Source organism: Paenarthrobacter sp. JL.01a (genome assembly GCF_025452095.1).
Lineage (GTDB): Bacteria > Actinomycetota > Actinomycetes > Actinomycetales > Micrococcaceae > Arthrobacter.
The window spans coordinates 3,862,146-3,883,002 of the sequence record NZ_CP104877.1; the positions used below are offsets into that span (position 1 = coordinate 3,862,146).

The 20,857-nt window shown below is 63.4% G+C and carries 20 protein-coding genes and 1 riboswitch; of the genes, 12 read left to right on the top strand and 8 right to left on the bottom strand.

Annotation, left to right across the window (positions count from 1 at the left end):
• Positions 1-46: 46 nt before the first annotated feature.
• Both N5P29_RS18320 and pabB read left to right on the top strand, forming a co-directional pair.
• Entirely contained in the window at positions 47-607 is a 561-nt protein-coding gene (locus tag N5P29_RS18320; RefSeq protein WP_262276221.1) for a low molecular weight protein-tyrosine-phosphatase, read from the top strand.
• Positions 604-2,658, top strand: coding sequence for an aminodeoxychorismate synthase component I (gene pabB, locus N5P29_RS18325; RefSeq protein WP_262276222.1), 2,055 nt, complete (start codon positions 604-606; stop codon positions 2,656-2,658). Before N5P29_RS18320 ends, pabB begins: the two co-directional genes overlap by 4 nt.
• Positions 2,659-2,716: 58 nt before the next feature.
• Here the strand turns inward: pabB and cls are convergent, their stop codons facing one another.
• Entirely contained in the window at positions 2,717-4,189 is a 1,473-nt protein-coding gene (cls, locus tag N5P29_RS18330; protein WP_262276223.1) for a cardiolipin synthase, read from the bottom strand.
• 86 nt (positions 4,190-4,275) lie between these two features.
• Between cls and N5P29_RS18335 the strand changes: the two genes are divergently transcribed.
• Both N5P29_RS18335 and N5P29_RS18340 read left to right on the top strand, forming a co-directional pair.
• Entirely contained in the window at positions 4,276-5,217 is a 942-nt protein-coding gene (locus tag N5P29_RS18335; protein WP_262276224.1) for an aminodeoxychorismate lyase, read from the top strand.
• Between the two features lie 251 nt (positions 5,218-5,468).
• Positions 5,469-6,923 (top strand): amino acid permease, encoded by a 1,455-nt coding sequence (locus tag N5P29_RS18340; RefSeq protein ID WP_262276225.1) that lies wholly within the window; start codon positions 5,469-5,471, stop codon positions 6,921-6,923.
• 210 nt (positions 6,924-7,133) lie between these two features.
• Here the strand turns inward: N5P29_RS18340 and N5P29_RS18345 are convergent, their stop codons facing one another.
• The 4 genes from N5P29_RS18345 to N5P29_RS18360 form a co-directional block, all read right to left on the bottom strand.
• The gene (locus tag N5P29_RS18345; protein ID WP_262276226.1) at positions 7,134-7,616 is read right to left on the bottom strand and encodes a carboxymuconolactone decarboxylase family protein; all 483 of its coding nucleotides are present in this window, start codon (positions 7,614-7,616) and stop codon (positions 7,134-7,136) included.
• A gap of 179 nt (positions 7,617-7,795) precedes the next feature.
• Positions 7,796-8,857, bottom strand: a complete 1,062-nt coding sequence (locus N5P29_RS18350; protein WP_262276227.1) for a PLP-dependent cysteine synthase family protein — start codon at positions 8,855-8,857, stop codon at positions 7,796-7,798.
• A complete protein-coding gene (locus N5P29_RS18355) occupies positions 8,854-10,416 on the bottom strand; it encodes an aromatic amino acid ammonia-lyase (RefSeq protein ID WP_262276228.1) in 1,563 nt (520 codons plus the stop codon). Before N5P29_RS18355 ends, N5P29_RS18350 begins: the two co-directional genes overlap by 4 nt.
• Entirely contained in the window at positions 10,416-11,744 is a 1,329-nt protein-coding gene (locus N5P29_RS18360) for an NtaA/DmoA family FMN-dependent monooxygenase (protein ID WP_315973364.1), read from the bottom strand. The genes N5P29_RS18355 and N5P29_RS18360 overlap by 1 nt, the downstream gene beginning before the upstream one ends.
• Before the next feature lie 175 nt (positions 11,745-11,919).
• A riboswitch (SAM riboswitch) is annotated at positions 11,920-12,033 on the top strand.
• Between the two features lie 13 nt (positions 12,034-12,046).
• On the opposite strand from N5P29_RS18360, the gene N5P29_RS18365 reads away from it, so the two are divergent.
• Genes N5P29_RS18365 through N5P29_RS18380 form a run of 4 tightly spaced genes read left to right on the top strand, consistent with a single transcriptional unit; the run spans position 12,047 to position 14,535 of the window.
• Positions 12,047-12,307, top strand: a complete 261-nt coding sequence (locus N5P29_RS18365) for a DUF1737 domain-containing protein (RefSeq protein WP_262276230.1) — start codon at positions 12,047-12,049, stop codon at positions 12,305-12,307.
• Entirely contained in the window at positions 12,304-12,714 is a 411-nt protein-coding gene (locus tag N5P29_RS18370; protein WP_262276231.1) for a rhodanese-like domain-containing protein, read from the top strand. Before N5P29_RS18365 ends, N5P29_RS18370 begins: the two co-directional genes overlap by 4 nt.
• A 2-nt stretch (positions 12,715-12,716) precedes the next feature.
• Entirely contained in the window at positions 12,717-13,925 is a 1,209-nt protein-coding gene (locus N5P29_RS18375) for an O-succinylhomoserine sulfhydrylase (protein ID WP_262276232.1), read from the top strand.
• A gap of 10 nt (positions 13,926-13,935) precedes the next feature.
• A complete protein-coding gene (locus N5P29_RS18380; protein ID WP_262276233.1) occupies positions 13,936-14,535 on the top strand; it encodes a hypothetical protein in 600 nt (199 codons plus the stop codon).
• Here N5P29_RS18380 and N5P29_RS18385 read toward each other — a convergent pair.
• Positions 14,532-15,728, bottom strand: a complete 1,197-nt coding sequence (locus N5P29_RS18385) for a glutamate--cysteine ligase 2 (protein ID WP_262276234.1) — start codon at positions 15,726-15,728, stop codon at positions 14,532-14,534. The genes N5P29_RS18380 and N5P29_RS18385 overlap by 4 nt on opposite strands.
• A 219-nt stretch (positions 15,729-15,947) precedes the next feature.
• Here N5P29_RS18385 and N5P29_RS18390 point away from each other — a divergent pair, with 219 nt between their 5' ends.
• Positions 15,948-16,778, top strand: coding sequence for an endonuclease domain-containing protein (locus tag N5P29_RS18390; protein ID WP_262276235.1), 831 nt, complete (start codon positions 15,948-15,950; stop codon positions 16,776-16,778).
• 101 nt (positions 16,779-16,879) lie between these two features.
• Here the strand turns inward: N5P29_RS18390 and N5P29_RS18395 are convergent, their stop codons facing one another.
• Positions 16,880-18,403 carry a UDP-N-acetylglucosamine 1-carboxyvinyltransferase gene (locus tag N5P29_RS18395; protein ID WP_144660991.1) on the bottom strand — a complete coding sequence of 508 codons (1,524 nt, stop codon included), beginning with the start codon at positions 18,401-18,403 and terminating at the stop codon, positions 16,880-16,882.
• 132 nt (positions 18,404-18,535) lie between these two features.
• On the opposite strand from N5P29_RS18395, the gene N5P29_RS18400 reads away from it, so the two are divergent.
• From N5P29_RS18400 to N5P29_RS18410, 3 genes are read left to right on the top strand one after another with little or no spacing between them, the layout of a single operon-like run.
• Positions 18,536-19,090: a WXG100 family type VII secretion target gene (locus N5P29_RS18400; protein ID WP_262276236.1), complete on the top strand. Its 555-nt coding sequence runs from the start codon at positions 18,536-18,538 to the stop codon at positions 19,088-19,090.
• A gap of 33 nt (positions 19,091-19,123) precedes the next feature.
• Positions 19,124-19,576, top strand: a complete 453-nt coding sequence (locus N5P29_RS18405) for a DUF6973 domain-containing protein (protein ID WP_262276237.1) — start codon at positions 19,124-19,126, stop codon at positions 19,574-19,576.
• Positions 19,573-20,052, top strand: coding sequence for a hypothetical protein (locus N5P29_RS18410; RefSeq protein ID WP_262276238.1), 480 nt, complete (start codon positions 19,573-19,575; stop codon positions 20,050-20,052). The genes N5P29_RS18405 and N5P29_RS18410 overlap by 4 nt, the downstream gene beginning before the upstream one ends.
• Here N5P29_RS18410 and N5P29_RS18415 read toward each other — a convergent pair.
• Positions 20,006-20,776, bottom strand: a complete 771-nt coding sequence (locus N5P29_RS18415; RefSeq protein ID WP_262276239.1) for a siderophore-interacting protein — start codon at positions 20,774-20,776, stop codon at positions 20,006-20,008. The two genes, N5P29_RS18410 and N5P29_RS18415, sit on opposite strands and share 47 nt — an antisense overlap.
• Positions 20,777-20,857 lie beyond the last annotated feature (81 nt).

Here is a 20,857-nt window from a genome sequence, read left to right on the forward strand (position 1 = left end):
AAGTTGCCCCTAGCCAAGAGGGGGTGACATCGACCATGCTTGCTGAATGTACTCAACGACGAGCCCATACCGCATCATCACGGTCTGCACTGGAAACATCTGCCGCTCGCCCATGGCCGCGCTCATGCTGACCGAGGCCTTCGCCGCGGAAGGGCTCGGCGGACTCGTCGTGGTGGACTCCGCAGGCACCACTGGATACGAGGTCGGCCACCCCATAGACCCCCGCGCGGCCCGGGTCCTGACCGCCCAGCACATCGCCTCCGAGGACCACGTGGCCCGCGAATGGAGGCACGAATGGTTCGCAGGCCGCGACCTCATTCTCGCCCTCGATGTGGACCACTTCGGCTGGCTCCAGGAAGGGGCTCCGGACCGCGGATCGCTGGAAAAAGTCCGCATGCTCAGGAGCTTCGACCCGCAGGTGGCAGGGCGAAACACCCTCGATCTCGGCATCGAAGACCCTTGGTACGGCGGGCACACAGATTTCGACAACACCTGGACGCTCATCAAATCGGCCGTCCCCGGAATCGTGGAGCATGTCAAAGCCGCCATCGCCTCCGCAGGCATCGAAGCAGGCCACGAGCACCAGCAGGTAACCTCTATGACATGACCCCTGCACCCGTGATCATCGCTGTTGACGGCAGGTCCGGCGCAGGCAAAACCACTCTGGCCGTGGAACTGACGGCCCGGTTGCGGCAGCACCACAAAGTATCGCTTTTCCATCTGGAGGACATCTATCCCGGATGGAACGGGCTGCGCACGGGCATTGAACGCTACGTGGGCACCGTCCTGGCGCCGCTTCGCGAGGGCAAGGCGGCCGAATGGGTCAGCTGGGATTGGGAACGGCATTACGACGGCGGCCTGAACGTCACGCTGCCTGCCGAGATCGTCATCGTCGAGGGTGTCGGAGCTGGAGCCGAAGCGGCCCGTTCCATGCTGGACGCTGTGGTGTGGGTGGAAGCGCCAGGCGAGGATCGCCGTCGTCGTGCCCTGACGCGCGACGGAAGCACCTATGAACCGTACTGGGACTCCTGGGCCGCCCAGGAGGAGGAGTGGCTTGCCACGGATTCGGTGACCGAGGACGCCGACATCCATGTCCGGAATCCGGCCGACGGCAGCGCACCGGAGGATGTCCTGCAGGCCCTGATGTACCTGCCGTCGCTGGCGGCCATCCTCTCCCCCGAGCTCAGCGCCCGCCGCGGCTTGCAGTTGCGGTCCGAGCGCCTGGAAGCAACCCCGGACGCAGCGCTGCTCTTCGAAACCCTCTATGGCCGCTCAACGAACGCTGTGTGGCTCGATTCCTCGAACGCCGCCGCGGTTGCCGGCCGCTCCCAAGCCGCGGCCCGCAGCCGCTTCAGCATCCTGGCCGACGACGGCGGAACTTTCGGCCAGTCGGTACTGCACCGCTCCGGGGCCACCAAAGTAACTGCGGGGTCCGCCACTGTGACCACATACAGCCCCTTCTTCCGATGGCTGGACTCAGTCTGGGGCAGGCGGGCCGTCCGCGCACCCAGAGGCTACGACGCCCAGTTCACGCTCGGCTGGCTGGGATACCTGGGCTACGAACTCAAACGTGAAACCGGCGGCAACGACGTCAACTCCGACACCCCTGACGCGGCACTCCTCTTTGCCGGCCGGGCCGTTGTGCTGGACCATCGCGAACACACTGCCTGGCTGCTCGCCTTGGAAGCCCCCGACGCCGGCGACTGGCTGCGGGAGGCGCGTACCGCCGTCGTCAGGGCTTCCGACGGCGGTGCAGCCGCTGCTTTAGGCGGCTCCGGCGCCGCGAGCACCCTTGGCGCAACGGTTCCCGAGTTCGCCAGCCGCGATTCCGCCACCGACTACAAGCGCAAAATCGCCGACTCGCAACACCAGATCAGCGAAGGCAACGCCTACGAAATCTGTCTGACCACCACACTCGAGGCTCCCGCCGGGGAGCTGGACGCGTGGAGCAGCTATCTTGCCTTGCGACGCCGGAACCCGGCGCCGTTCGCCAGTTACCTCCGGTTCGGCGGACTGGAGATTGCCAGCACGTCGCCTGAGCGGTTCCTGCGGATACTGTCCGACGGCGGCATGCGCGCCGAGCCGATCAAGGGCACCCGGGGCCGTTCTGCTGACCCGGCCGAGGACGCTGCGTTGCGGCAGGATCTTGAGACATCAATGAAGGATCGCGCCGAAAACATCATGATCGTTGACCTCCTGCGTAACGATCTCAGCCACTTCGCAATCCCCGGCTCGGTAACGGTGAGCAGGCTTTGCGCCATCGAAAGCTACGCCACCGTCCACCAGATGGTGAGCACTATCGATGCCCACCTCCGGCCGGGCGCTCCCCGGGCTGAAGCAGTCGCCGCGGCATTTCCCGCAGGGTCCATGACAGGCGCCCCAAAAATCAGCACCATGGACATCCTCGACCAGCTCGAATCAGGGCCGCGAGGCATCTACTCCGGCGCCATTGGCTACTTTTCCCTGAACGCCGCCACAGACCTCGCCGTGGTCATCCGCACACTGGTGGTGAACCCCGACGCTGACGGCGGCCGGACGTTGTCCCTGGGCGTGGGCGGGGCCATTACCGCGGATTCCGTCGCGGATGACGAATACGAGGAGATCCGGACCAAGGCGTTCGGCGTGCTCTCAACCCTTGGCTCCGACTTCCCCCACTGAGTTTTTGTACAGCTAATGCCCTTATAAAGGCTCCTTAAGCGCGTTAGCTGTACAAAAACTACTGCAGCGTCGCGGTCAATCTGGCGACGTTATCCACATACTTGGCCAGAGGGGGTCTGTCCATCCAGTCGTCCAACGTAAGCTCGCGGGATACCTCGCGATACGTGAACTCCACGGCCCGCATGAGGTTCACGGTTTCGGCACCCAACAGCATCACCGAAACCTCCATGTTCAGGGAGAAGGAGCGCATGTCCATGTTGCTGGAACCAAGAACGGCTACCTCGTCATCAATGGTGAAGTGCTTGGCGTGGAGGACGTACGGCGCCCGGTACAGGTAGATCCGCACGCCCGCATCCAACAAGGCCTCGTAGTAGGAACGCTGCGCGTGGTGGACCAGGAACTGGTCGCCCTTCTCCGAGACGAACAGCTCCACATCCACGCCCCTTTGGGCAGCCGTGGTGATGGCATAAAGCAGGGAGTCATCAGGGACGAAGTACGGGCTGCAGATGGAGATCCTGTGCTGTGCCGAGTAGATCAGCGTGTTGAAAAGGCGGAGGTTGTTTTCCGTGGCAAACCCGGGCCCACTGGGCACTACCTGTGCTGTCACCTGCCCAGGAGACGGGAGCGGCGGAAGACGCAGCTGGTCCTCCAGGGATTCGTCAGTTTCACTCAGCCAATCCGTCGCGAACACCACGTTGAGGGTGGGCACAATCGGTCCCTCAAGCCTGGACATCAGCTCAACCCACTTGCGGCCAACTTTTCGGTGCTTGGGATTGTTGTAGGAAGGGTCGATCAGGTTCTGTGAGCCCGTGAAAGCAACTTGCCCGTCGATCACCATGATCTTGCGGTGATTCCTGAGGTCCGGACGCCGCCATTGGCCGTGGATGGGCAGAAGCGGCAACATCCGCTTCCATTGAATCTTGCCTGCCTTGAGCCTGCGGATCAGGCGGCGGTAACCCTTGACCCGCAGCGTTCCGATGTGGTCGAAGAGGAGCCTCACGGTGACACCGCGTTCAGCGGCGTTCTCCATCTCCGTTAGAAGCTCGTCCGTTACGAAGTCACTGCTCATGATGTAGAACTCGGCGTTGACGTAGGTCTTGGCACCCCTGACCGCCTCGGCCATGGCCTTGATGGATTCCTCGTACCCCGGGATCAGTTCCACCTTGTTGCCGTCAACCATGGGCAAGGAGCCCAGCTGGTGATTAAGCTCACCGGCCGACTTCACCCATTCGGGGCCGGAGTAGAGGCTCACCGGATCGGCGAGATCCGAGGTCACTGCACGGACACGGCGGTTGACCTCTTCCTGCTGCTCACGCCTGCGCTTGGAGAGTTTGAAGTTGCCAAAAAGCAGGAACAGGACGAAGCCCACGGAAGGAATGAGGAACACAGCCAAAAGCCACGCCATGGCGGTGGTGGGACGTCGGTTGCCGGGAATGATCCCCAGCAGGACGATCCGCATGACCACTTCCGCGATGGCCCACGCACCCAACAACCAGGTCCACTCCTGGCCAAACGGAAAAGGAAAGAGCACGTGACAAACCCCCACGGTTCATGAACAACAGTGACCACAGCCTATCCGGCAAAGCCGCCGGCAGTAGCCCGCACTAAGCTGGGACCATGACTTCAGTAGCTCCCACCGTCCTCGTTTTCCTGGATCCCGCCTTCGAAAACGGCCGCATTGTCGACTCCAGCCAACCGCAGCTCATGGCCACGGACTTGGGAGCTACCCGGGGCGATGGCGTGTTCGAGTCGCTTCTGGCCGTGCAGGGCCGTGCCCGGAAGGTCCAGGCACACCTCAACCGCCTGGCCGGCTCCGCGGCAGCATTGGACCTGAACCTGCCGTCACAGGACGCGTGGCGAAAGGCAATCGAGACGGCCATCACGGAATTCCGCGAAGTCCACCCGGCGCCCACGCCCGAGGAAGACGAAGTAGTGGTCAAGCTCATCGTCACCCGAGGCGTCGAAGGTGCAGCGAGCCCCACGTGCTGGGTACAGGCGTCGCCCTCACCCGCGGGCAGCCGCCGGCAACGCGAGACGGGTATCGACGTCGTGCTTTTGGACCGTGGCTTCGACACCGAAGCCGGCGAGCGCGCGCCGTGGCTGTTGCTTGGCGCCAAGACGCTGTCCTACGCCGTCAACATGGCCGCGCTGCGCTACGCGCACAAGCAGGGCGCGGACGACGCGATCTTCACCTCGACCGACGGCCGCGTCCTGGAGGGGCCGACGTCGACTGTGTTGCTGGCGCACCTTGAGACAGTCGACGACGGCGAAGGTTCTGTCAGGACTGTCCGTCGCCTCATCACGCCGCAACTCGACAGCGGGATCCTCCCGGGCACCTCGCAGGGAGCGCTGTTCGCCGCGGCCAAGGCGGCGGGCTGGGAACTGGGCTACGGGCCGCTTGAGCCCCAGGACCTGTTCGATGCCGACGCCGTCTGGCTCATTTCAAGCATCCGCTTGATCGCACCGGTGAACCACATCAACGGCAAGGAAGTAGGCACGCCCGCCATCCGAAAGCAGCTTACGGCCGAACTGAATGAACTGTTCGCGGGCATCGAATAGAGTCCAGCATCGCGCATTTTCCGAAAATGCTCCGCTTGGAACCTAGCAGGTCACAAGTAGAGTAATTGCTCGCATGACTCAATGATAAGAAACTCTTGGCCTCGGCCGTGACCTTGTTGTGCGTTGAATCGCATTTCTTATCCTCCTTGAAATGGTCATTCGTCATGTGATGAATCTTGTTCTCGTGTTAGTTGGATCACGTCCGACTGGCACTTCCTTCAGACTTTGCTGGCTAACTTCCCGGAGGGAATATGGGACTCAGCTCCCCCACAAAAGCCGATGCATCGGCAACCGAAGCGCAGTCCGCGACTGCCGCTTCATCATCAGGACTTCGCCGGTCCATGGAGGCCCGGCACCTGGTCATGATCGCCATGGGCGGCGTCATCGGTTCAGGCCTTTTCGTCAGTTCCGGCTACACCATCGCCACCGCCGGCCCCCTGGGTGCGGTACTCGCCTTCCTTATTGGCGCCGTCGTGGTTTATCTGGTCATGGCTTGCCTCGGGGAACTCGCTGTTGCGTTCCCCGTCTCAGGCGCATTCCACATCTATGCGGCCCGGACCATTGGACCGGCCACGGGCTTTGCCACCGCCTGGCTTTACTGGCTCTGCTGGGCCGTTGCCCTGGGCTCGGAATTCACGGCAGCGGGCCTCCTGATGCAACGGTGGTTTCCCGGCGTCGACGTCTGGATCTGGTGCTTCGTCTTCGCCACGGTCCTGTTTACGCTGAACGCCATTTCATCGCGTGTCTTTGGTGAATCGGAGTTCTGGTTCGCGCTGATCAAGGTCGCCGCCGTCGTCGGCCTCATCATCCTGGGCGGCGCCGCACTGGCCGGCTTCCACCCCCTTGCCGCGGGCGACTACCCCTCATTCGGATCGAACTTCAGCACCCCTGACGGGCTCTTTCCCAATGGCTTCACCGGGGTTTTCGTCACCTGCCTGGCTGTGTTCTACGCCTTCTCCGGCTCTGAACTGATCGGCGTTGCGGCCGGCGAAACCGCCAACCCCGGCGCCACCATCCCCAAGGCCATGCGCACCACGGTGATCCGCCTCATGATCTTCTTTGTCGGTGCCATCACGGTCATCGCGGCGACTATACCGTATGAAAAAGTCAGCGTGGACGAGAGCCCTTTCGTGACCGTGTTCTCCATGCTTGGCATCCCCTACGCAGCGGACATCATGAACTTCGTGATCATTACCGCGCTGCTTTCTGCGGGCAACTGCGGCCTGTTCTCCTGTGCCCGCATGCTCTTCTCGCTGGCCGACGAAGGCCACGCACCGCAGGTCTTCAAGAAGCTCACTAAGCGCGGCATTCCCTTGGTTGCCCTCTGCGTGAGCATGCTCGGTGGGCTGGCTTCCCTCATCAGCAGCGTTGTGGCGCCGGCTACGGTCTACCTGGTGCTGGTCTCCGTAGCCGGCTTCGCAACGGTTGGCGTGTGGATGTCCATTGTGGCCTCACACTTCATCTACCGGCGGACCTTCGTCAGGAACGGCGGCGACGTCAACACGCTGCCGTACAAGGCGCCGCTCTTCCCCCTGGTGCCGATCCTCGCGTTCGCCCTGTGCGTGGTGTCCCTTATCGGCATTGCCTTCGATCCCAACCAAGTAGCAGCCCTCCTGTTCGGAGTTCCATTTGTGGGCGCCTGCTACGCGTTCTTCTACTTCAAGTACGGACGCCGACGCTCACTCAAGAGGGCCCTGGACGCCTAGCTCCGTGGCTTCCTGACCCTCTTTGGAGACAGATCAGCCCTTGGCCAACCTATTCCGGTTGACCAAGGGCTGATTGGGTCTGGAAGCGGGTCGTGGCGGCCCGCTTGGGGCTCGCCGTTGTGCTGAAAGCACGACGCCGGCCCTCACCACACCAGCGCAGGCTCACCCACCGCATCCTCCCGGCTTGGTAGGCGGGCAAGGTGGCTCCGGCTACTTCTTGCCAGCCCTGACGGGGTGCTCGCTCAGAATCGACAGGCGATTGAAGGCGTTGATGCCGATCGCAGCCATGCAGATGACACTGATCTGCTCGTCGCTGTAGTGCTGGCGCGCTTTGGCGAAGAGCTCAGGGCTGGGCCGGGAGCTGCTCATCCGGGTGATCTGCTCGGCAATCTGCATGGCTATGACTTCGGCGGGCTCGAAGAGCTGCACTTCCTTATACACGGCTACCAAGGACAACCGCTGTTCAGATTCCCCGTACTTCAGGGCCCGGCGATGGTGCAGGTCCAGGCAAAACGCGCAGCCATTGATCTGCGAGCACAGGTAATTGATGAGTTCCAGGGTCTGGCGTGAAATGCCGAGCCGGTCGGCCTCGTCAACGAGTTGCTGCGAATAATGACTGAGCGTTGCATAAAGGTCGGGCTGCTGCTTATCGAGGTAACCAGCGAGCCGGGGTTTCGTTTCCTGTTCGGGCATGTCTGGAGCTTAACCCACCCTGCACTGGGGCCACGAAGTGAGCGAGCGTTGGCCCCAAAGGGTGCGGACGTGAGCGAGCGCCGGCCCCCAACCCGCGGGAAGTGAGCGAGGGATCGCCCCAAAGGGTGCGGACGTGAGCGAGCGTCGGCCCCCAACCCGCGGGACGTGAGCGAGCGTTGCTAGTCCCGGGCGTCCGGGATGTCGGCGGAGAGGCGGATGCCGTTTTCAGCCAGCCACACGGGGTTGAAGGCCTTGCTCATGTAGTTCGTACCGGCGTCGGGCGCTATGGCCACCACAAGCGAACCGTGAGGCGCGGCCCGGGCTACCCGCACTGCCGCTGCCACAGCGAGCCCGGACGAGGGGCCCAGCGCCAGTCCTTCCTCATCAAGGAGGCGGTGGACGGTGGAATAGACCTCGTCGTTGGGAATGCGGAGGAAGCGATCGACTATGGAGCGGTCGAAGATCTTCGGCCATTCAGCCTGCGGCCAGGAGTTGCCCACGCCATCGACCAGGATCTCACCGGGGTGGCCGCCGCTGTAGGCGGAACCGTAGGGATCGGCACCCACTACTTCCACATGGCCGCCCGGACGCGCGGCCGCCACCTGTTCCTTCAGGTACCGCCCGTTGCCGCTGATGGTCCCGCCTGTACCGATCCCGGCCACAAAGTGCGTCACCAGTCCACCCGTCTGTTCCCAGATTTCCGGCCCGGTGGTCTCGTAGTGGGCCAAAGGGTTGGCCGGGTTGTCGAACTGCATGGGCCGCCACGCCCCCGGGGTCTCTGCCGTAATTCGGGCAGCCACGGCTCGGGCGTTCTCCGGCGACTCCGATGGCGCGTTCCAATCCGTCAGGATCACCCGCGCGCCGTAATTGTGGAGGGCGGCGAGTTTCTCCTGGGAGATGGTGTCGCCGGTGACCACTACAACCGGATGGCCCGTGAGGTGTCCGATCAGCGCCAGCCCAATACCGGTATTGCCGGACGTGCTCTCAACGATCGTGGCACCGGGCTGCAGCTCCCCCGAACGCTCAGCCGCCCGCACCATACTCAATGCCGTCCGGTCCTTGATGGAGCCGCCCGGGTTCTCGGACTCCAGCTTGATATGAATGGAACTGCCCAGCCCGCGGCTGAGCGCCTCCAACTTCACCAGCGGAGTGTTGCCAACCTTGTCCAAAACCGACGCATCGAGCCCATCAAGAGCCGCGGGCATGGTCTGCAGCCCATGTTTGCGGGTTGCCGTACTCATGGCGTCTCCTCCTCAGTTTCAGGAAATAGTTGGTCCACGGCTTCCCGCAGGATTGTCCGAGCCCGCTCCACCAGCTCTGGCGCCGACGGCCGGTCTGCCAGCACGTCGGCCAGCCTGCCAACCACCAGCCCTGTCCCGTTTCCCAGAGGCTGCGCCGCTTCCGCTTCGAGCAAAAGGTACGACGCCGTCAGGGCCTCGATCGCGAGGAGCTTCTCCGCCGCATCAATGGACTTCTCCAGTTGCTGCAGGGCCAGTGGCGCCAAGGTGGAGTGGTCCTCGACGTCGGCCGAAAGTGTGGGGGCGCCAAGGGTCGCCGGGGCTGCCAGGAATTTGAGCTCGGCCAACAGTCCCGCAGCGGAATACCAGAGCAGCCCGGGCAGTTCCTCCTGGATTAAAGCCGACGCCGATCCTGGTTCGGAGGATGCCGCTGCCAGGTGTCGTGCCCTGATGGCCCGTTGCGGTGGATACAGCTTGGCAATACGTCGTTCGCTGGAAATCCCCACATGCGCCAAGGCCAGCCGCAGCCCTTCAAAGGACAAGGCCAGCTGCATCGGTTGGAAGTTCCCGCCGGACACCATCGCACCGGACCCCACATCCACCAATGGGTTGTCGCCCCGGCCGTTCAGTTCCACCTCCAGGGCCGAACGGAGCTGCGACACCACGTTCCGGAAGGCACCGTGGGTCTGCGGCGCGGCACGGAACGACAACGCGTCCTGCACCGACACGTCGGGCCGGACATCCTCCAGCCATCCCCCGCTCAACAGCCGGCGAACAGCGGCAGCCGAATCGCCCTGCCCGTCCACTGCCTTGGCCGCCTGGATGGCCGGCGAAAAGGGAGTGAGGTTCCCGCCGCCGTCGTACCTTGCAATGGTCTCCAGCGAGAGTGAAAGTGCGACGTCGGCCAGGCGGGCCAGGTGCCGCAGGCGCACCAAGGCGAGGGCGCCTGCGCCAACGGAGTAGGCGTTGGCGCTCACTAAGGCCAGTGCCTCACCGGCAGCGGGCTGGAGCGGTTGAAGCCCGGCGTCGGCGAGGGCCTTGGCACCCGGGACCAGCAGGCCGGAGGCGTCGAAGGCTTCGCCCTCCCCCAAGGCAACAGCGGCGACGGCGGCCAGTTGGGTCAGGTCGGACGAGCCCACCGAGCCCTCGCCCGGGATGGCAGGAAAGACGCCGCGGTTGAGCAGTTCAGCATAGAAGGCCGCGGTTTCGGGACGGACGCCGGAGCCGCCCCGACTGAAGCCTATGAGGCGGGCAAGGATCACTGAGCGGGCGGCAGCCCGGTCCAAGTACGGGCCAACCCCACTGTTGTGATACCGGACCACCTGTACTTGATAAGCCAGCAGCGACTTCTCCTCCACGTCGGTGTCCCGACCGGATCCGAGCAAGGTGTTCAGGCCGTAAACCCGCTGGCCGGACGCGGCAGTCTCTTCCACGACTTCCCGGGATCGCCGGAGCAAATTCAACGCATCTTGGTTGAGTTCCACGTGAAACGTCGGATCAGCAGCCGCCTCCGCCACAAGCAGCGCGGAAACTGTCCCGGTTCCGATGCTGAAGGTCCCCACTAGAAATCCAAGAGATTCTGCCGGAAACCGCCGTTGCCGTAACTTGTCCTCAACAGGCCGCGCCGCCGCAGTTCAGGCGTGAGTTTGTCCAGAACTCCATGGACTGTAACCGGATCCACGAAACCGGAGAACAGGAACCCGTCGCCGCCCACAGCCGAGCCGGTTTCCTCCAGGTAGTCGGCGATTTCACCGACCGTGCCGATGATCGAGTCCCCCGCACCGCCGCTACGTGCCTGGAGGATCTCGCGCAACGTGGACCCGGGAGGGGCAGCCTTGGCGAAATGCTCCAGCGTGCCTTGGTTGCTGTTGGTGGTGAGCTCGGGGAGGGGCTGATCCAGGTCGAACTGCTTGAAGTCGATCACGGAAAGGTAGGAGATGGAGTTGAGCTGGCTGTCGATGTCGCGCTGCGTCAGCTCCCGACGCTGGGCCCGCAGTTCCTCTGCCTCCGCGGTGGAGCCCACCACGGTGGGCTTCAGCACGAAAAGTACCTTCACATCGTCGGGGTTCCTGCCGGCCTTCGCGGCCTCGGCGCGGATGGAATCGCGGTATGACTTCATACCCTCAACCCCGCGGGCCAACGCAATGGCAACATCCGCGTGGCCGCCGGCGAACGCCTTGCCTCGCGGCGAAGCCCCAGCCTGAACCAGGACAGGTTCCTCGGGCAAAGGGGCTGTGTTCAACGGACCCCGGACTTTGAAGAACTCGCCTTGATGGTTGATGGGGTGGACCTTGGTGTGGTCGGCGAACCTCCCGGCGTCCACATCCTCAAGCACGGCGCCAGGTTCCCAACTCCGCCAAAGCCGCCTGACGACGTCGACGAATTCCTCCGCCTTCTCATACCGGAGGTCGTGTTCGATCTGCTGGTCCAGGCCGTAGTTCTGTGCTGCGAGGTCGCTGCCCGAAGTGACCACGTTCCACCCGAGCTGCCCCTCTGAGAAGTGCTGCAACGTTGCCAGCAGCCGGGCCGCCGTGAAGGGAGGGTAGAAAGAGGCGCTGACGGTCGGCACAATTCCGAGGTGTTCGGTGGCGGAAAGCAGATACGGGACAAGCGCCAGGGGATCGTGCTTGGGCGCAAAGGAGGCATGGGCCAGGGAAACCTCGGCTGTGCCACCATAGGTGTCGGGGACGGTCAGGGAATCCTCGATGATGAACAGGTCCAGCCCGGACCGCTCAAAGGCCCGGACAGCCTCCTGGTAGAGGGCGGGCTTCTTCCAGTCATAGCCCAGGCTGTAGCCGGGAGTCCCCCAACCTTGGACCCCGAATCCGTGGCCCACGAACCATCCAAAATGAAGCATGGGCTTGAGTGTAGAACTGCTCTGTCCGCTCACCGCGACCTGATTTCACACGAAGTTACAGGGGGTCGTACTGCGTCAATTATGCTCCCGGGAGGTCACATTTGGGGCCTGTCTTCAGCGGCCCGCCCAGGGACCGATTACGCAACATGACGACGGCGGCGCTCTCCCCGAATGCGGCGAAGGCGCCTTGGATGTTACGTTCTTCTTGAGTAATGAGCACCAGCGTTAAGCCCTGACTTGCTGGTCGGCAACCCTCTCCCGCGGCGGGGTGCCTCAGGTGACTACTCGGCTTATTCGACACTTCGAACTGCAAGCGTGACTGAGGAGCACCACGAATGCCTGAACCCACTGAAGAAAAACTCGCGTATCGCCTGATCACCGGTCCCGACACCCGTGAATTCTGCGAACGCATCAGCAATGCCCTGGCCGAGGGCTACGTCCTGCACGGCAATCCCGCAGCAACCTTCAACGGCACCGACGTGATCGTCGCCCAGGCCGTGATCCTGCCTGCCGCCGTCGCCAGTTCCGACGCCGCAGTAGCAAGCGCCGTGGACGAGTTGGAAAACTACGAAGAATCATTCGAGGGCCACGCATGAGCTACGCAGGTGACCTGACCCCGCACGACGCGTGGGCCAAACTTGAACAAGGCGCCATCCTGGTGGATGTCCGCACTGAGGGCGAATGGGCCCATATCGGCATCCCCGACACCAAGGCCACCGAGAACGATCCCCTGTTCATCCAGTGGAACCTCGCCGGTGGCATCCCGAACTCCCGTTTCATCGAGGAGCTGCAGCAGCAGGCTCCCGAAGCCGACGGCGTGGAGCTGGTGTTCCTCTGCCGGTCGGGCCAGCGCTCAATCGCCGCCGCCATCGCCGCCACGCAGGCCGGATTCACCGCCTACAACGTGCTGGAAGGCTTTGAGGGTGAGCCGGACCGTTACGGCGAACGCACTGTAAACGGCTGGAAGAACCGCGGCCTGCCTACCAACTTGGGGAACGACTAAAAGTGACATTCAATCCTGACGCCGCCGGCTGGAGCCCTGACACCCAGGCCGTCCGCGGTGGACTTGACCGTACCAACTTCCAGGAAACGGCCGAGCCCGTTTTCCTCAACTCCGGCTTCGTGTACGAATCCGCTGCCGCCGCCGAACGCGCTTTCACCGGCGAGGACGAACGCTTCGTCTACTCCCGCTACGGCAACCCGAGCGTGGCCACCTTCCAGGAGCGGCTCCGTCTGCTTGAAGGAACCGAGGCGTGCTTTGCGACGGCGTCCGGCATGTCCGCTGTGTTCACCGCCTTGGGTGCCCTGCTGGCTGCCGGAGACCGCGTGGTTGCCGCCCGTTCCCTCTTTGGTTCGTGCTTCGTGATCCTTAACGAAATCCTGCCGCGCTGGGGCGTGGAGACCGTCTTTGTCGACGGACCGGACCTGGAGCAGTGGCGCGAGGCCCTCTCCGAGCCGACCACCGCCGTCTTCTTCGAATCGCCGTCCAACCCGATGCAGGAGATCGTCGACATCGCGGCCGTCAGCGAACTGGCGCATGCCGCCGGGGCGACCGTCGTCGTCGACAATGTCTTTGCCACTCCCCTGCTGCAGCGTTGCGGTGACCTTGGCGCCGACGTGATTGTCTACTCGGGAACCAAGCACATCGATGGCCAGGGACGCGTCATGGGTGGTGCCATCCTGGGCACCAAGGAATACATCGACGGCCCGGTCAAGCAGCTCATGCGCCACACCGGCCCCTCGCTGTCCTCCTTCAATGCCTGGGTGCTCACCAAGGGCCTTGAGACCATCGGGCTGCGCGTGAACCACAGCTCGGCGTCGGCCCTGAAGATCGCCGAATGGCTCGAACAGCAGCCGGCCATCAGCTGGGTCAAATACCCGCTGCTGAAGTCGCACCCGCAGTACGAGCTCGCCACCAAGCAGATGAAGGCCGGCGGCACCGTGCTGACGTTCGAGCTCTCCCCCTCGGATGGGCGCAGCGCCAAGGAAGCTGCTTTCGCGCTGCTCGATGGCCTGGGCGTCATCGACATTTCCAACAACCTGGGCGACTCCAAGTCCCTCATCACCCACCCGGCCACCACCACGCACCGGGCCATGGGTCCGGAGGGGCGTGCGGCCATCGGATTGTCCGACGGCGTGGTCCGTTTGTCTGTGGGTCTCGAGGATGTGGACGACCTCATCCTGGATCTGGAGAAGGCCCTCAAACAGGTCTAACCTTGCTGGCATGAGGCATCCATACCGCCGGGCGGGGGCTGTCATCGTTGCGGGTTCGGTCGTTTGGCTGGCCGGGATTTCGCCGGTGCCACGCGTGTACACCACGCTGGATCCGGCCGAGCGTTTGCGGCTGCTCGTCCATGGTGAACGGGGCTGGATCATCGGGCATCATTTGGCCGCTGCGGGAACAGCCGCGGTGCCGCTCGGCATCGCGGCCTTTGCCGGCGCGCAACGTCCCGGCGCCTCCAAAACGTGGGCTTCCACGGCTGCTGCGGCATTGCTCGCAGGAGCTCCGCTTTTCATCTACAGCCTGAGCCGCCGCGCGTCGGACCTTGAGCGCTTCGCTTCATTCCGGGGGTCCAACGCGCCGTTCCTCGGTTACTCCTGGCTGCACGTGGCGGGTCTGGCGGCACTGGGAGGCAGCCTCCTGAAGTCCCCCGCCAAACGATGGGTGGGCATCACGGCAGCCGGGGTGGCCACTGTTTCCGGAGCGGTCCTTGCAACGGCCAAAGACATTCCGCCCTTCGTCTTCTATCTCACCGAAGGGGCCGTGGGCGCGTACCTGGTGGCCTGGGCTGAACCCCCGGCCAACGCTGAACAACCAGACTAGGGCCGCCGCACCCTGGTCATCATGGGTGAGGGGTCCTTGGGCCCGGTCGGCGCGCTGCCACGCACAGTCACCTTCGCAGCATGCGCGACGACGGCAGCGAGCGTTTCATCGTCGGGCGGACTTCCGGGCGGGTTGCCTCCGTCGCGGCGCCTCTGGCTGTACCGCGCCGCCGCGTCGCGTTGCTCGAAGGCCCCGTTGCCGCGCTCAAGGATCTCCGTGACACCAGCTTTGACGAGCGTCAGTTCGCCCTGGTCATCCAGGACAGGGCTCAGGTAATCCACCAGCGCCCAGACCACGTCCTCAGCCGGTTGGGGGCGGAAATCCCCGAAGTCCAGGAGATCTCCGCGCAACCCTGAATTACTGGCCCGCCACCCCGCCATCCGCAGCAGTGCGGTCGGCACAGGGGTGGGATCCACGCCGTCGAGCATTTCCAAAGAAGCCGTCTCCACCAGTGCCCGCACCAGCACCGCGATGAGGGCCGCGTCCTCCGCGCGGAGGCAGACATCGGCCACCCGTACTTCCACCGTTGGGTGATTTTTGGAGATCCTGGCGTCGAAGTAGATCATGCCCTCATCCAGGATGACCCCGGTATCAAGCAGCCGCTGCACGACGCGTCGGTAGGCCGTCAGCGAGCCGAAGAGGGAGGACGGTCCCGACGTTGGCCACCGGTTCCATGCTTGCGTTCGGTAACTGTCAAAGCCGGTGGGCAGTCCGCGCCAGTAGGGTGAATTGGCGGAGAGCGCGGTGAGGACGGCCAGTTTGTCCCGGATATGGTCCAGCACCACCACGCCTTCTTCGGGTGACTCAACCGAGGTGTGCACATGGAACCCGCAGGTCAGCTGCTCGGTGGCGATGATTCCAAAGTTGTCCAGCATCGCGGCGTAGCGCGGGTCCGGGGTGGTGTGGGTGTTCGAGGCCAGCGGAGAGGTTGCGATCGCAGCAACCCTTGCGCCGTGCTGCCGGGCTGCTTGGTCTGCCATTGCACGGCCCCGGCGGATCTGCTGGAGGATCTCGGCGTAGCTGTGGCACGGACGTGTCTGGGTTTCGATCTGCTCCAGCTTGAGTTCCGGGCTCAGGCCAGTGGCTGTCGCAGCTTCGTCATGGCCTGCCAGCAGCGCATCCGCGAGGGCCAAGGGCGCGCCCGTCACGGGATCCACAATGAGCAGTTCTTCCTCCACCCCGAAAGTCCGCATGCTCCATTTTGCGTCACGAGTGGCGTTGCCCAACACAGGGTGGAGCGTGTGGTGCGGGCTACGGCAACGGATTCTGCTGGATGATCGCCACCGGCAGCGGAGCCGACCCCCCGGATTGTCAGGTCAGGCAGGCCGGCCAAGGCCGATGATCCAGCAGGATTGTCCACATACGTGAAGATTCCGTGCCGGAGAACGTCAAGTCCGTGGCTGACTGAGCCCATGAACGCATTCGAATTCTTGTCCTCGGTAGGTGGAGTAGCCAAGGTGGGCTTCCTCAAGGCACACGGGCACATGCCGGCGGACCTGAAGAAGCTCAAGGGGGCCTATCAACCGCGGCACGGCATATGGGCTCTCCCATCGGCAGATGCTGAGTTTGTCTTCGCCCTAGTGAACAACGGCCTTATTACGTGCGCCAGCGCTGCTGTCCGCTACGGCCTCTGGCTCAAGGACAAACCGGGAAGACTTCATTTGGCAACCAAGCACAACCGAGGCCGGGGGTTTATCCGGCTCGGCGGTTCAAGGCTGGGCCCGGAGTCCCATATGCCGGTTGCATCCTTGGAAGACACCGTTGTTCACGCTCTCACGTGCCTGCCGGAGGTCGACGCTATTGCCGTGGCGCAGTCCGCGATGAAGAACCGTGGAGTTTCGCGGGACGTCCTGGAGGGCGAGTTGCGGGCCAAGTACTTCGGGAATGCGAGGAAACGACTTCGGATGGCCGATGGTCTGTCCGAGTCCGTTCCGGAGATCAGTGCCCGTCTGCTTTTCGAGTCAGAGGGTCTTTCATTCAGACGCCAGGTCCGTATCCCCGGAGTGGGCCGGGTGGACACCCTGATTGATGGTTGGCTGATTGTGGAAGTCAATGGCTATCAGTTCCACAGCTCAAGGGACGCGTGGCGTAAGGACATGGGCAGGCTGAACGCGGCACAGGAACGGGGTTTCACCATCCTGAGCTTTGCTCCTGAGCAGATCTGGCGTTCTCCGGACGATGTCATGGCGCAGATTCATGGGTTTCTTGCACGGGGACGGCCGCACACCCGGCCCTGCCCTTGAGTTTTCTGCTGGATCATTGCAGAGAGAAGGAAGAGGCAACCCCTTCATTCCGGGATTGCCTCCTCCTTCTCACACGGATGATCCAGCAGATTTACCGGCCATCAGTCCTGGAAGTACTCGACCTTCGCGCCAATGGTGTTCAGGCGCTCGGCCAAGTCCTCGTAGCCGCGCTCGATTACGTAAATGTTGCGCAGCTCCGAGGTACCCCGGGCGGCCAGCATGGCCAGGAGCAGGCAGGCGGCGGGGCGCAGGGCGGGCGGGCAACCGACCTCGGCGGCGCGCCACTTGGTGGGTCCGTTGACGTAGATCCTGTGCGGGTCCAGCAGCTGTACCTGGGCGCCGAGCTTGTTCAGCTCCGTCAGGTAGATGGCACGGTTCTCGTAGACCCAGTCGTGGATCATGGTCTGGCCCTCGGCATTGCCGGCGATGACGGCGAAGAAGGGCAGGTTGTCGATGTTCAGGCCCGGGAACGGCATCGGGTGGATCTTGTCCTGCGGGGCATGGAGCTCTGAAGGCTTGGTGGTGACGTCCACCAAGCGGGTGCGGCCGTTGCGGGCCATGTATTCGCCGGAGACCTCCAGCTTCTGGCCCATCTGCTCCAGGGTGGCCAGTTCGATCTCCATGAATTCAATGGGGACGCGGCGGATGGTGACCTCGGAGTTGGTCACGATGCCGGCGGTGATCAGGCTCATGGCCTCGATGGGGTCCTCGGACGGGAAGTACTCGATGTCCACGTCGATTGCCGGCCGGCCGGTGATCTTCAGCGTGGTGGTGCCGACGCCCTGGATATCAACACCCAAGCCCTCCAGGTAGAAGCAGAGGTCCTGGACCATGTAGTTCGGGCTGGCGTTGCGGATCACCGTGGTGCCTTCACGGTGGGCAGCGGCCATGATGGCGTTTTCCGTGACTGTGTCGCCGCGTTCGGTCAGGACGAAGGAGCGGTGGTGTCCGTCGGCCGGAGGAGCTGCCACCGAATAGAATCCGGATTTTGCTTCAACGGTCAGGCCGAACTCGCGCAGCGCCTGCATGTGGGGTTCAACGGTTCGGGTGCCGAGGTCGCATCCACCGGCGTACGGCAGCAGGTATTCACTGGTCTCATCCAGGAGCGGTCCCAGCAGCATGATGACGCTGCGGGTACGGCGGGCGGCGTCGACATCCATCGATTCAAGATCCAGGACCTCAGGCCGGCGAATGCGCAGATCGCTGCCATTGAGCCAGGTGCACTCCACGCCGATGGATGTCAGGACTTCAACAATCCGGTTTACCTCTTCGATCCGTGCCAAACGCCGCAGGGTGGTGGTGCCGCGGTTGATGAGGCTGGCGCACAGCAGGGCCACACCGGCGTTCTTGCTGCTGTTGACATCCACTTCGCCCGAAAGCGTCCGGCCGCCTTCCACCCGCAGGTGGGTCATCTGCGGCTTGCCTACTTTAACGATGGAACGGCCGAAGATCGCCTCGAGGCGTTCGATCATCCGGAGGCTCAGGTTCTGTTTACCTTGCTCCATCCGGGCGATTGCGCTTTGGCTGGTTCCCAGCTCAGTAGCCAACTGCCCCTGCGTCCAGCCTTTTTCTCCACGTGCATTGCGGAGCAGGAGGCCGACGTGTTCTGCGGTAGGTTGAGTCATACCCAAGAAATATCACAAATGAGTTAGAACTGGCTACCGAAATGCGGTTTGCGCGGCAAAAGTCACACCCTACCCGTTTTATGCGATAACGAACGACGGCGGCGCGCAGCAAACGGCGGCGCGCAGCGCCAGATGGAGATTTCCACATGGGCACCGCTGCCCATTGTTCCGTGGGAAGAGATGGCTGACCATGAACTGGAAACCACAGGGGGAAACATGCCTTTCTACGGCGCCGACGTCGACCAACTCAAAGCACTCTCAAAGTCCCTGGCCAGCGGCGCCCTGGCGCTGTCCGGGCGGGCCCGCGAGCTTGACTCTCTCATCACCCGAAATGGTCATTGGCGCGGCAACGACTCAGAGCGCTTCGCGGCTGAATGGCAGGGGAGCCTTCGACCACTGCTGGAGAGGACCTCGCGGCAGATGGACGAGGCCTCCCGGTCAGTGCTGGCCAATGCAGAGGAGCAATCTGCCGCATCCACGGAGGGCGCACCCGGCTCCACTGGCAAAGGTCCTGGGACTTTACCGACCGTCAAGGCGGGAACCGTAGCTGCAACGGATGACCATCGTCCGTCGCCCCAGGAAATACTGGAGCAGTACCAGGTCAGTGACGCCAAGACCACCAATTGGCCCGGCGACTGGGACCCGCTGCGCTTTGTGGTTGACCAAAGGGTGGTCACCGAGAAGTAAGCAGAACTGCTGAACGGCCTCGGGCCATTCGAGATGAACGCTTTCAAGGGCATCCACGACGACGCGTTCAGTGTTGCGGATGAGCGCTTCCCCAGCGCCGACCAGAACGATGACCAGAATGACGCCTTCCGGCATGCGTACTGGAACGCCCTGATGGTCAAGGAGTTCGGCGCTGAATGGGCTGAGGACTACGCCACGGCACACGAACAGCTGCCCGGAAACCCGGCTCCCCGCGAAGCCATGGATCTGTACAACAATGAAGTAGGCCGCAACGTGGCTATTGCCCACCCGGACGCCAGCGCTGAGGAGCTTGCCGATTTGATTGAGAAAGCCGTGAACAACGGCGATACCGTGGTGGTGGGGCCGGACCTCTTGCCGCACCCGTCCAACGAAGTTCCCATGGACCAAACGGGCGACGCGAACAACGCCGAACCGGCCCCGGGCAAGGACCCGGACTTCAACGACGAGTCGAGGACAACCTCGTGAGCGTCCCGCACCAACAACAAGCCCGACGGCGGACGCGGACTACCGCAGGCCGCGCCACTCTCGCCTGCCTGCTCACCTTTGCCCTGGCCTTCACTCTTGCCGCTTGTTCCCTGGGAGGAACCGTTATGCCCGAATCGAACGAGTCACTCAACAGCAAAGTGCTCGATTCCGCCACCAGTGGCACGTCCTTGAAGTTGGCCGATGCCACGGACTTCGAGTGGGACCAGGCCGGGTTTGTCCTGTCGGGAACGCCGGCGAAGGACATCGAGGACGCCTTCGGCGAACCCCTCACCAAGGAGAACCGCTACACCGCATCACCGGCGCTGTTCGTGTTCCTGAAGGGCGGTAAAGTGGCCAAGGCAGTCCGCATAGTCCCGGATGCGTTTTTCGGAGCCGACGCGAAGAAGAAGTATGGCCGGGATGTGGTGCTCACCCCTCCTGAAGGCAAAAAGGGCTTCCTGAACTGGCGCGAGTAAGGACCTGGGCCCGCCAGTAGCCCAACGCATCAATCCGGTGCTTGTCCACGCCCAAGACCTTCCGCAGATGCTTGACGATTGCCCGGGTACTTGACGCTTCGCACGCGATCCAGAAGAAGTCTTCCGCCACGGCCACGGAACCGGACGTCAGCGAACCACACACCTCCTCAACCAGGGCCGCCCCGTCGCGTTTGCGCGGAATCCAGGTGACCACATCGGAATCCGACGCCCGCACCTCAAGGGAGGGGTCGGCGTCGTGCTGGTATTCAAGCCAGGCGGTGACCGGGACCTCTCCCCGCACGTCCAGCAGTGAGTTGATGGCGGGAATGGACGCAGGGTCACCCACTACCCAGATGCGGCGCGGCGCGGGCTGCGGAAAGCTGAACGAGCTGCCTTGGACGGTGGCATCGATGGTGTCGCCGGCTTGGGCAGTGCGCGCCCAGTCAGCCGCCACCCCGCTATGCATCGCGAAGTCCATGCTGAACGTTCCGGCCACCGGATCCGCGTCCACCAAGGTGTAGGCGCGTTGGTGGGCCTTGCCGCAATCGTCGAACCACAGCCGGATCCACATGGTGGGGTGCAGGCCGCTGGCCTTCAAGAGTCCGCCGTCGCGAACGTGCACGCGGAGGAAATCCGGCGTGATCTCTTCCCGGCCGGTCACCTTCAAGGTGAAGTCCTTGGCACCCATAACCTTGAGGACGACGCCTTCCCAATTGCGCTTCAAAAAGCATCCCTTCACGAACGGCCACAATTTGTGTGCGCGGCCGATGCCACCTATCTTGAACTTAAGTAAGCCTAACCTAAG